The 11545-nt window shown below is 64.9% G+C and carries 9 protein-coding genes; 3 read left to right on the top strand and 6 right to left on the bottom strand.

The features are described from left to right. The 3 genes from ACY693_RS07660 to ACY693_RS07650 all read right to left on the bottom strand — a co-directional run. The coding region (locus ACY693_RS07660) for an MBL fold metallo-hydrolase (RefSeq protein ID WP_462321241.1) at positions 1-728 on the bottom strand (728 nt) is incomplete at its 3' end. Next, entirely contained in the window at positions 721-1173 is a 453-nt protein-coding gene (locus tag ACY693_RS07655) for a DUF6691 family protein (RefSeq protein WP_462321240.1), read from the bottom strand. The genes ACY693_RS07655 and ACY693_RS07660, both read right to left, overlap by 8 nt. Continuing rightward, on the bottom strand, positions 1173-1601 hold the full coding sequence (locus ACY693_RS07650; protein WP_462321239.1) for a YeeE/YedE family protein: 429 nt from the start codon (positions 1599-1601) through the stop codon (positions 1173-1175). The genes ACY693_RS07655 and ACY693_RS07650 overlap by 1 nt, the downstream gene beginning before the upstream one ends. A 513-nt stretch (positions 1602-2114) precedes the next feature. Here ACY693_RS07650 and ACY693_RS07645 point away from each other — a divergent pair. Then, positions 2115-2669, top strand: coding sequence for a superoxide dismutase family protein (locus ACY693_RS07645; protein ID WP_462321238.1), 555 nt, complete (start codon positions 2115-2117; stop codon positions 2667-2669). Between the two features lie 117 nt (positions 2670-2786). Further along, positions 2787-4229, top strand: coding sequence for an amylo-alpha-1,6-glucosidase (locus ACY693_RS07640; RefSeq protein ID WP_462321237.1), 1443 nt, complete (start codon positions 2787-2789; stop codon positions 4227-4229). Between the two features lie 80 nt (positions 4230-4309). On the opposite strand, the gene ACY693_RS07635 is transcribed toward ACY693_RS07640, so the two are convergent. The 3 genes from ACY693_RS07635 to ACY693_RS07625 are packed head-to-tail and all read right to left on the bottom strand — an operon-like array spanning position 4310 to position 8778. Continuing rightward, positions 4310-5761 (bottom strand): L-lactate MFS transporter, encoded by a 1452-nt coding sequence (locus tag ACY693_RS07635; protein WP_462321236.1) that lies wholly within the window; start codon positions 5759-5761, stop codon positions 4310-4312. 39 nt (positions 5762-5800) lie between these two features. Further along, positions 5801-6811, bottom strand: a complete 1011-nt coding sequence (locus ACY693_RS07630; protein ID WP_462321235.1) for a hypothetical protein — start codon at positions 6809-6811, stop codon at positions 5801-5803. A gap of 11 nt (positions 6812-6822) precedes the next feature. Continuing rightward, positions 6823-8778: a DUF4914 family protein gene (locus tag ACY693_RS07625; RefSeq protein WP_462321234.1), complete on the bottom strand. Its 1956-nt coding sequence runs from the start codon at positions 8776-8778 to the stop codon at positions 6823-6825. Between the two features lie 512 nt (positions 8779-9290). On the opposite strand from ACY693_RS07625, the gene ACY693_RS07620 reads away from it, so the two are divergent. After that, on the top strand, positions 9291-11545 hold a 2255-nt coding region (locus tag ACY693_RS07620), incomplete at its 3' end, for a transketolase (RefSeq protein WP_462321233.1).

Here is an 11545-nt window from a genome sequence, read left to right as displayed (position 1 = left end):
GCCCGGCGCTGCTCGCCCATGGTCGAGGTTGTCGCAGCGGCATAGTGATGGCCGGGCAGCAGGGTGGTGTGATCCGGGATCTCCGCCTTCAGACGCTGCAATGACTCGAACATCTTCTGTGCGTCACCGCCAGGCAGGTCGCAGCGGCCGCAACCGTAGACGAACAGCGTGTCGCCGGTGATCAGCTGGTCGGGCAGTTGGTAGCAGACCCCGCCCGGCGAGTGGCCCGGCGTGGCGATGCAGGTGATCTCGGTAGCGCCGAGCCTGATCCGGTCGCCGTCATGGTGCCGATGCAGCTGCAGCTGCGGTGGGGGCGGAGCGCCCCAGACCTCGCTGGTGCGATCGGCGGGCACCGAGGCATGGCTCGTGCCCGATGCCGCGCGGCGCCAGAAATCGGCCTCCTCGGCCAGGACATGGATCTTGGGCTGATGATGCCCGGGCGGTGTGGCGCGACCGAGCAGCGTTGCGAGGGCGTTGACGTGGTCGTCGTGGCCGTGGGTGATCAGGACGTCGGTGAGCGATAGCTTGGCCTTGCCGAGTGCCGCCATGATCGCTCCGGTATCCCAGGCAGGGTCGACGACTGCGGCATGGCCGCTGTCGCGATCCCCAATCACATAGACCAGATTTCGCATCGGGCCGAGATGCAGTCTCTGAACTTGATGGCCCGCGTCGGCGTGGTGCCCGTTCACGACGGCGCTGCTCGGCAGTGGCTGACGCAGATCATCCATCACTCATGCTCCCGGTCGGTGTCCGAATCTCCGCCAGCTGGTCCACCGTGCGATGGGCGTACATCCCGGTGACCATCGCGGTAAAGAAGATCAGTGCCTCCGGATGGCCGCTCACCAGCGCGGTCATCGCCGGGCCGGGGCAGAATCCAACCAGACCCCAGCCGATCCCGAAGAGCGCGGCGCCAACCAGCAGTCGTTGATCGATGTCGTTACGGGTCGGGATGTGGAACTCGGTATCGAAGAGCGGACTCGAGCGTTGCTTGATCCAGCGGTAGAAGATCAGGTAGACGCCAGCCGAGCCTATCATGACGAAGGCCAGACTGGCGTCCCAATCGCCGCCGAGGTCAAGAAAGCCGATGACCTTTTGCGGCAGGGTCATGCCGGAGACGCCAAGCCCGATTGCGAACAGGGTGCCGGAGAGGAAGACGGCGAGATAGCCGAGCATCAGAACCCCTCCCAAACATGCCGGACCATGGTGGCGGTTGCGATGGCGAAGCCGACGAAGACCGCGCTTGCGGCCAACGATCGCGGCGCCATCCGACCGACGCCACAGACACCATGGCCGCTGGTACAGCCAGTGCCGATGCGGGTGCCGATGCCGACCAGGAAGCCGCCCAGGATGATGGTGGAATCAGAGACGTCGAAGCGCAGATCCATCGCCGCCGGATGCAGCAGTACGATCAACGCTGCCCCGGTCATGAGTCCAAGCAGAAAGACCGCGCGCCAGAGCGTGTCGCCCTTCAGCGGTCTGAGCACGCCACCCATGATGCCGCTGATGCCGGCGATGCGGCCGTTGAAATAGAGTAATGCGATCGCGGCGAAACCGATGAGCACCCCGCCGATCGTTGACAGGACGGGCGTGAAACCTTCCATCTAGCACAACCTCCGGCTAACAAGACCTGATGTAGAACCCGATGTCCGGAGGCAGCAACAAGCGGGCCAACCCAGTGGGCCAACCCAGTGCGCCAAACAAGCGTGCCCGCGAACTGAGCCAACAACACGCCTTGTGCCCCTGGGTCGCTGATGGATGACTGATCGATGCCTGATCGGTGTCGGCTCAGAGGCTGATCAAGAGCGGGTGAATAACACCCAACGGTGGTGGATATCGGCAATCGTTGCAGACCTTGGAATGCGGACAGGGCCGCTGCGCTCCGACCCCGCAGGACACAGCGGTCGCGGTGTGGTTGCCGGTTGGGGCAAGGATTGCTCGGTGGTTCGGACTCAGCCGCTAGAGTGCCGATGGGTCTCGCGGTTGAGGCTGGTATTGCGTTTGCTGTGCGCTTGCTACCTGAAAAGCGGCTGATCGTCCGCCATGGGCTCGGCCCAAGCGCGGAGTCAATGCGGGCCAGCAGCCATCATCACGCAACGACACGGAGACCTTTACTGATGCCTCACACCGATTCCACAGGTCCTCGCATCCGCCTCACGGCCTGGCTCGCCATGCCGGCGGTTCTGCTTGGCGCCTCGTTGAGCCTGCCTCTTGCGGCCGAGCCGACCTTGGGCGAAAGCATGATGCAGGACCGCAACGGCAACACCGTCGGCGCCGTGCTGCTCAGCGAGACCCCCAACGGCGTCTTACTGCATGCGCGGCTTGGCAATTTGCCGTCTGGTGTGCATGCCTTTCACATCCACGAGACTGGTGCTTGCGAGCCACCCTTCGATTCCGCTGGCGGCCATCTGACCGCCGAGCCGCCCAACGCCCACGGCTATCTGATCGAAGACGGCCCGCACCTGGGTGACATGCCCAACATCCATATCCCCGAAAACGGTCGACTCGAGATCGAGGTGATGACTCAGGTCGCCGACATGGATACCCAAGTCTTCGATGATGACGGCGCTGCACTGGTGATCCACGAGGGTGCCGATGATTATCAGTCCCAGCCCTCGGGCGCCGCGGGGCCACGCATCGCCTGTGGCGTGATCGAGAAGCGCGCCGAATAATACCCAGATGGGAGCAGCGGGCGATGTCGCTCTGGCTCGATGAGACGACATTCGCCCGGCTGCGGACTGGTTATGCGGTTGCCCGTGCCCGCCCGAACACCATCGCTGAGGCTTTGATTGAAAGAAGACGCCTACCAGCGCTCCTTGCAACTGCTGCATGCCTGCAAGAGCTCGCACGGCTTCGTCGCGTCGCCGACCGAGCACCGCAATTATCACCGGATCTGGGCAAGGGACGGGGCCATCATCGGCTTGGCGGCGCTGCTCACCGATGAGGCGGCCCTGCATGAGGCGGCCCGCAACACCTTCACGACCTTGGCGGACCATCAGGGTCCGCATGGCGAGATCCCGAGCAACGTCGATCCTGTCGCCGGGCGCGTGAGCTATGGCGGTACGGCTGGTCGTATCGACGCCAATCTCTGGTTTCTGATCGGCTGCGGCGAGTATTGGCGTGCCACTGGTGACGAGGCGTTTCTGAATCGGATGATCCCCGCGATCGAGAAGATCCGTTTCGGGCTCGGCGCCGGGGAGTTCAATAACCGCGGGCTGCTCTATGTCCCGCTCACCGGGGACTGGGCGGATGAGTATCTGCACAATGGCTATGTGCTCTACGACCAGCTGCTCTATCTGCAGGCGCAGCGCACGCTGGCCAAGATCCACGAGTCGGTGCACGGCTCCGCCGATCATGCGCTGACCGAGCGGATCAGCCGACTCCGACACCTGATTCGCGGCAATTATTGGTTTGCGGAGGACGACGACAGCGGGCTTCCGGAGGATGTCTATCATGAGGTCCTCTACCGCAAGGGGCTCCAGGCGGCAGCGCATTGCCGCAACCGGCATTGGATGGCGTCCTTCTCACCGGCCGGCTACAGCTATCGTTTCGACGCCCTGGCCAATGTGCTGGCTTCGTTGCTCGATGTCGCCGATGAGGCCCAGCGGCAGCGGGTGGATGAGTACATCGCCGATGATATTGCCCAGGCAATCGTCCAAGACGGCGACCAGCACGGGGAGCAGGATGGGGACCAGCGCAAGGATCAGCGCGAGTATCGGGACTGGGAGCAGGATAGGGACCAGCGCAAGGATCAGCGCGAGTATCAGGACGGGGAGCAGGATAGAGACCAGCACAGGGATCATGACTTCCAGGGCCGCGAGGCGGCCTTGCTGCCCGCGTTCCATCCAGTCATCCGTCCCGTCGACGATGACTGGGAAGACCTGCAGATGATGTTCTCGTACAGCTTCAAGAACGCGCCCTACGAATATCACAACGGTGGGCTCTGGCCGATGGTGACGAGCTTCTACGTCTGTGATCTGGCGCGGCGGGGTCTGCAGCAGCAAGCCCAGCGGTTTCTCGATGGTATCAACCGCGCCAATGCGCTGCCGATGGACGACGAGCCCTGGGGTTTTGCCGAGTACATCCACGGCCGCGACCTGACGCCCGGTGGCACCCGTCATCAGGGCTGGAGCGCAGCGGCCGCCATCATCGCCCGGCATGCGCTCGATGGGCAGGCGCCGTTTTGCCTTGAGCTGATCGAGGATTCTAGTGATCAGGCATCAGAGGGCTGAGGCCGCCTCGATGCGTTCTTGCGTCTCTTGGATCGGGTCAGCGCACTGACCTATCGGATGCTGCTGACGCAGCGCCCGTATCAGGATTGCTCGTACGCCGGCAGACCCGGGTTGGCACCAGCCGTCTCCGGGGTGTCGAGACGCAGATCGCTAGGTTGCGGTGCCCGCAGCGCCAGCGTCAGCACTGCAGCGGCCAGGCAGAGGAGGCCAGCGGCAAGGAAGGCCACATCGTAATCGCCGAGCTGGAACACCCGGGTGGTGAGCTCCCCGGTCGGATCCAGCACTTGGTACTTGACGCCCTCGGTGATCTCCAGCAGCACCGCGGCCAGGAACGGGCCGAGCAGGCCGCCGCTGCCGTAGGCGGTGAAGAGCAGGCCGTAGTTCACGCCGATGTGGCGGGTGCCATAGTAGTCGGCCGTGATTGCCGGGTAGAGCGCGAGATAGCCGCCAAAGCAGAGGGCGACCAGCGAGACCCCGAGCAGGTACAAGGGGTAGAGGCGCATCCAGTCGAGCGCGAACAGGACCAAGGCGCAGAGCACGAACATGATGATCAAGGTCTGCTTGCGGCCGAGGCTGTCTGACACCCGGCCCCAGAGGATGCGCCCAGCGGCATTGAACAGCGCGAGCACCCCCACCGCCATCGCCGCAGCCGAGGCAATGGTCGCGAAGCGCTCGTAGGAGACCGGGACCTCGACGGCCGCTGACAGGCTGAAGGCCTCCCAAATCGGTGCGGCCTTCATGATCACCATGAGTCCAGCCGTGCTGCCGGCCAGGTAGGTGATCCAGAGCAGCCAGAAGGTCGGGGTGCGCAGCATCTCGGCCGGTGTGAAACTGACCTGAGTGCAGTGGTGATTCGCGGTGGCTGCCGGTGGTGTCCAGCCCGCCGGACAATAGCCTTCAGGTGGGTTGCGCAGCAGCTGGGAGCCGAGCACCACGGTGGTTAGGAAGATGGCGCCGAGTACCATGAAGGTGTCGAAGACGCCGGCCTGCGGCAGCGGGAAGAGCCCGAGTCCGAACAGCTCATAGTCGCCACCACCGATCAGTGCCCGCGCCAAGGGCGCGAAGAAGAAGGCACCGGCGCCGAATCCGGCGACGGCCAAGCCAGTGATCAGCCCGCGCTTGTCCGGAAACCATTTCACGCAGGTTGCGACTGGGCAGACATAAGCCATGCCGATGCCGAGACCGCCGAGCACGGCATAGGTGCCCACGAGCCAGGCCAAAGCCGGTCCTTCGGCGAAGTGGTCCGTCAGCCCAGCGAGCATGAGCCCGAGGCCCAGGATCAGGCCGCCCAGGCTGCCGACCAGCCGCGGGCCAAGCCGGTCCTGGATACGTCCCCCCAGGATCACGGCGACTGCAAAGACCGCAATCACCAGCTGAGCCGGCAGGGTGACTTGGGTCTCGGACCAACCCGGGAATTGGGCCAATAGTGGTGTCTGGAAGACGCTCCAGATATAGACGGCGCCCAGACTCATCTGAATGATCAATGCCCCGGCGACGACGCTCCAGCGTCTGTCGTCGTGTTTGTTCGTCATACGGTGGTTCCTTATAGTGAACAGACCGCGCGCGGCGGTCTACTGCGCTTGAAGTGTCTCGCCGCTGGGTGCGGGATAGGGCACCAGGAGCTCGTAATCGACGAGCGCCCAGAGCCGATGCCCATGACGGCAGACGAGCCGGCCTGGTGTCGACGGGTGCTCGCACTCGGACTCGGACATGGACGACAACTGGGACTCCGGCTCGGCCTCTGGCGTCAGCGCGGGGGCAGACCTCAATCCGGCATCGGCCCCGGACGTCCTCTGCGGACGCACGATCACATGCCGCGCCTTATGATCCAGCACATCCCAGCCGTGATCGCGCAATGTTTGGCGTGCCTCTTGGCAGAGCGTGCGCAGCTCGGTGTCGGTGAGCGAGCCTTGCTGGCAGGCCGTCTCGGCATCGATGCCATCGATCCAGCGATAGATCAGGACATACATCCGCTCCCAGTCGTACGCGACCCTAGAGCCCCCGGGCTGCTCGGCCTGGTCCTCGGCGAGGACGCGATCGTACCACCAACGGCGGTGGTCGATGCGGCCGAGCTGCCAGTCGAGGTAGCGGGTGGCCGGCGAGTAGATCGCCAACGGCGCCTTGGTCGGGATGCGCATCCCGGCACTGGCGCGCAGGCGCTCAAGATTGGCAAATTCCTCGAATGGTGACAGGAACTCACTCACTGCGATCCGATCGCGCTCGGCCCAGTCCATGGGCTCGCTCGGGGGGATTGAGATCAGCGCCTCTTGCGCGAAGCGGCTGAACTTCACCACTAACGCAAAGGTCGAGCGCGCCGGATGCGCCACCGGCACCCGATAGACGGCGCCGGTCGCTCCAGCGAGGTGGCGACCCACCTTGCGCAGCCGATCGCCGAAGAACCGCTGCGAGGGGACGATGGATTCCAGGACCGGCCAGCCATGCCGGGTGACAACGAGGTCGCCCGACTGCTTGCCGCGCAGATGCAGGTAATCGACCCCGAGGACATGTCGCCTCAGGGTCGGTGGTGCTGCATCGAAGGAGCGTGGCTGGTGCCGGTGTCGCCTGAAGTCGAACTGCTCCAAGCCCCCGTCCCTTAATCCTCGTCCGGCTCGAGGAAGGGCAGATCAAGCAGTTCCTGATACTCGGCTTGGCTGCCGCCATCGAGGCAGCATTGGATGATCCGTTGTCCGGTCGGCAACAGATCGGAACCGAGGAAGGCCTTCAGCTCGCGGTGGAAGAACTCGGTGAGGATTGCGGCGCCCTTGTCATAGGCCGCCGGGCCGACCTCGGGCTGATGCTCGACCTCGAAGAACCAGTTCCCGATGGTACTGCCCTCCATCATGATGCTGCCGGGGGTGTAGCCCAGCAATGAGCAGCGTGAGGGCCGCATCCGGTTGGCGGCAAAACGCGCACCGCCGCGACGCGCGAAGTACTCGCGGGCGATCCACTGCGGCATGAAGCCGACCTCCCAGACACCGATGTGCTGGTTGGGGATCAGCACGTAGCGGACCTCAGGGGTCTCGATGATCTGGTTCAGCAGCAGGTTGGCGTGATCGACCATGCGTCCGGTCGCGAAGGGCCAGTAGGAGCCAACGCCCTCGGAGGTCATCCCGGCGGTCTCGACGATGCTGGGGTTGGCGTGGCCGCGAGGGGCCACCAGCCGCCAGAGCCAGGCGAGCGCTGGCGGGAGCAGATGGAACAGACCGACGATGCCGTAGGTGGGCCGCTCGGCGCTGCAGGGCGGGGTGCGCACGCCCATGCTGCGCACGTCCACATCCACGGCCCCGCGCACCACATCGGGGATGATCTTGCGCGGGATGATCACGCGTGGGTTCGGGCAGGGCTCGCCCGGTGCGTCCTGGATATGCTCCCAAAGCAGGGTCGTCGCACCTGGCCGGCCTTCGATGTTGAGGAACAGCAGCGGCTCCGGCGGATGGACGGTGAGGGCCTCGATGTGCGGATCGGTGCCGTAGCGGTCGATATGGTTACAGCGGACGAACCAGGCCTCTTCGGCGTCGATCAGTGTCAGCTTGCCGTTGCCCTTCTCCAGCGACGGATGGCAGAGCGCCATGTCATCGGTCACCGGGCGCAGGTCGCAACCCTTGGGCAGGGTGAATTTGCGCTTCTCGCCGGTCTCGAGATTACGACCGATCAAAAGGGTCCCATCAGGCCGGCGATGGGCGTACTCGAGCATCTCGCTCTTGCCGCCGCCACTCGCGCCCTCGTGCGAGATCACGACCCGGTTCTCGTAGGGCGTGACCACCTGCACCGTGGCGCAGTGCATGGTCACCCAGCGCTCCTCCTCGCCGATGTTGAGCAGCACCCCATAGACGCCCTTCTTGGCGCTGGGGCCGGGGTAGAGATTGTAGCTGAACACCTCGTGCAGGCTGTCGCGGCGGTTGTGCACGACGACCTGGCGACCCTCGAAGTGGGTGTGGCGGAACGGTGGCGCGACGTAGATGACGGCCTTGGGCTGGAAATCATCGGGCAGGTCCTCGACCGGCACGATCCCTTGCAGCAGCGCGAGCCCGAGGGCGAAGAAGCCGGCGTTGTCCGGGCCGATCACCAGCGCCTGGGTCGCCGGGCTCGGCAGACCGGCATAGAAGGCGAAGACGGCGAGCGGCTGGGTCTTCAGCCACTCGAAGGTCTCCTCGCGCACCGGGTCGAAGGAGCCCCCGAAGCGCTCGACATAGGTGGTCTTGTCCGTCGGGCGGTCGTCGCCGATGACCATGCAATCCGGGTCGCGACGACGCATGTAGGGCTCGATGTAGTTAGCTGAGATGCCGTTGCGGGTGCGACAGACCTTGGCCTCGACCACCTGGCCGATTCCGGGAACCTGATAGTCGACCTCATGGAAGCCGTCGTCGCCCGCATCGCGGACGGCGAGGGCCATGAGATCCTCGTGGGAGCCGGCCACGGTGACACTCGGCGCGGCGGCCAGTAGCGAGCGAGTCTCCGGCGGTAGCGGCAGATCGAGGAGACGGCGTGCCTGAGGGCTCATCGATGCAGCCCAATTCGGATGCGGAGGAGGGAGGTCGGATGGGGACATAACTTGGCCTCAATACTGACGTAGGCACGGAAGCTAGCCTCCCCGAAAGCCCGGCGTTGGCTGGGCTGCCGTGGAACGGCGGTCCCGGTCACGTCTCTGGCGGTTGGCGTAGGTCGATCATATCGAGAGTCATCTCTGGCTGATTCGTTAAGTACTTCGAAAAATCCGAATTTGATTGCGGATTTTTCGATGAATGATGGTGAGGCCACTGTCCGACATCTCCGGCTCGGCCATGTTTCTGACGCTGTAAAGGCAAGCGGGTGCTTTGCACCGTCGGTCGGGGCATTGGCCCCGTCGCCGCGCCGCCGATCGAGGCTGCCGTCAGCGCTCGTGCCTTCAGCGCCGCCCGTTCCCTGTGCTGGTCCTGATCTGGTCCGGCGCTGGCCGTGGGCTGGCCCTGCGCTGGCATCGCTCTTGCTGATCATTGTTAACTCGAGACGAGGTATTGGCCGCGAGTGTGCGCCGGCCCGTCCATCATTGTCATCTACGCCAATCATCGAGGGGATTCCGGAATGCCGAATCAGCAACTCGCGCCGAATCAACAACTCGCCAAGCTCAACGATCACGGCCAGCGCTTCTGGCTCGATAGCCTATCGCGCGACATGCTCGGCAACGGCCAACTCGAATCGCGCATCCGCGAGCAGGGTCTGTCCGGGATTACCTCCAATCCCGCGATCTTCGCAAAGTCGATGGCGGACTCCGCGAGCTACGATGACCGCATTGCCATTGCGCTCGAGACCCTTGCGCGTGATGGCTCGGTTGCCGCTGAGTTGGTCTACGAGCAGCTGGCCACGGACGACGTTCGCGATGCCTGCGACCTACTGATGCCGATCCACGAGGCGACCGACGGACTCGACGGCTTCGTCAGTCTCGAGGTCTCGCCGCACCTGGCCTATGACCCTGTCGCGACGCTGCGCCAGGCCCGCGAACTGTGGGACCGGGTCGGACGCCCGAACCTGTTCATCAAGGTACCGGGCACGCCGCAGGGGCTGCATGCGGTCGAGACCCTGCTCGTCGACGGGATCAACGTCAATATCACGCTGCTATTCGGTCGCGACGCCTACGAGCAGACCCTGCAAACCTACCTGCGCGCCATGGAACAGCGGCTGCGCGACGGCAAGGATCTGCACAGCGTCGCCTCGGTGGCCAGCTTCTTCCTCAGCCGGATCGACACTGCGGTGGACCGCGAGCTGCGCCAGCGCATCGACCCCCAGGTCGATGAGCGCATCGTTGCTGAGGCCGAATCCTTGCTCGGACGCACCGCGGTTGCCAACGCCCAGCTGGCCTATGCGCGTTTTCGCGAGGTCGGCGAGAGCGAGCGTTGGCAGCGGTTGGCGAAGGCCGGCGCACGTCCGCAACGGCTCGTCTGGGCCAGCACCGGCACCAAGGACCCGAGCCTGTCGGACACCCATTACGTCGAGTCGCTGATCCTGCCAGAGACCATCTCGACCATGCCGGAGGCGACCGCGGATGCCTTCGACGACCACGGCTGGATCGAGGTCTCAGCGGCGGGCAGCCCGGCCGAAGCGGCAGAGCTGCTCGAGCGCCTGCAGCGTAAGCTTGAGATCGACTTCGATGCGATCACGCATCAGCTGGTTGCCGAAGGCGTGCAGAAGTTCATCGATCCCTATGATCAGCTGATGCAGCGGCTCGCCGACCGCATCGAGCGCACACAGGAGTCCCGGCAGGATGCTGAGCGCGCGACACCCTTGGTTGGCGAGGCGAGCCGGCTGCGTGCTGAGGTGCTGCGGATGACCAGCCGCGCCGGTTCTGGCCATGCGACCTCGGCGCTGTCTTGCGCTGACCTGGTCACCGCCCTGTTCTTCCACGAGATGCGCTGGGACCCGAGCGCGCCTGGCGCCCGCGATCAGGATCGCTTCCTGCTCTCCAAGGGCCATGCGGCGCCCATCCTCTGGGCGGCCCTGTCCGAGGCCGGCGCCATTGAGACCGATCCGCTGACCCTGCGGCAGATCGACAGTGATCTCGAGGGTCATCCGACACCGCGCAACCCTTGGATTCCTGTCGCGACCGGCTCCCTGGGACAGGGGCTCGCCGCCGTCAATGGGATGGCCCTAGCGGACCGGCTGGACGGGATCAGCGCGCGTCTGTTCTGCCTGCTCGGCGATGGCGAGTGCTCTGAAGGCTCGGTCTGGGAGGCCGCCCAGTTCGCGGCTGACCAGCGCCTGGAGCAGATCGTTGCCATCGTCGATGCCAACGGCCTCGAGCAAAGCGGTCCTGCCCCTTATGGTCATGACACCTCGGTCCTGGCTCGTCGCTTCCAAGCCTTCGGCTGGCGTACGCTAGAGATCGACGGGCACGACTTCGGCGCCATTCTGGCGGCGCTCAAGAGCGCGCAACAGCCGGGACCAACGGCGATCATCGCCCGCACCGTCAAAGGCAAGGGGATCTCATTCCTCGAAGGCGCGGAAGGCTGGCACGGCAAGGCCCTCGATGACGATCAGCTGGCGCAAGCGCTCGCTGAGATCAACGAGCCCGACCTGCGGCTGTTGGTGGAGCCGCGCCGGGTGCCGAGTGCTGAGCCGACGGTCGCTACCATGGCCCAGGTGGCGTCGGAGCGTGCCCAAGAGGAGAGTCGACTGCCGCTCAAGGTCGAGTACGAGCTCGGCGAGCAGGTCGCGACCCGCGCCGCCTTTGGCGCCGCGCTGCAGAAGCTCGGCAGCCGGTTCCCGGATCTCGTCGTGCTCGATGGCGACGTGAAGAACTCGACCAAGACCCAGGAGTTTGCTGAGACCTATCCCGAGCGCTT

The sequence above is a fragment of the Halochromatium sp. genome, assembly GCF_054919635.1.
This window is presented reverse-complemented; position numbering and strand designations above follow the sequence as displayed.

What these genes read in the sequence shown, in the direction of transcription:
- ACY693_RS07655 (WP_462321240.1), bottom strand. Translation starts at nt 1,173, where the DNA reads ATGCTCGGCTATCTCGCCGTCTTCCTCTCCGGCACCCTGTTCGCAATC.
- ACY693_RS07650 (WP_462321239.1), bottom strand. Translation starts at nt 1,601, where the DNA reads ATGGAAGGTTTCACGCCCGTCCTGTCAACGATCGGCGGGGTGCTCATC.
- ACY693_RS07645 (WP_462321238.1), top strand. Translation starts at nt 2,115, where the DNA reads ATGCCTCACACCGATTCCACAGGTCCTCGCATCCGCCTCACGGCCTGG.
- ACY693_RS07635 (WP_462321236.1), bottom strand. Translation starts at nt 5,761, where the DNA reads ATGACGAACAAACACGACGACAGACGCTGGAGCGTCGTCGCCGGGGCA.
- ACY693_RS07625 (WP_462321234.1), bottom strand. Translation starts at nt 8,778, where the DNA reads ATGTCCCCATCCGACCTCCCTCCTCCGCATCCGAATTGGGCTGCATCG.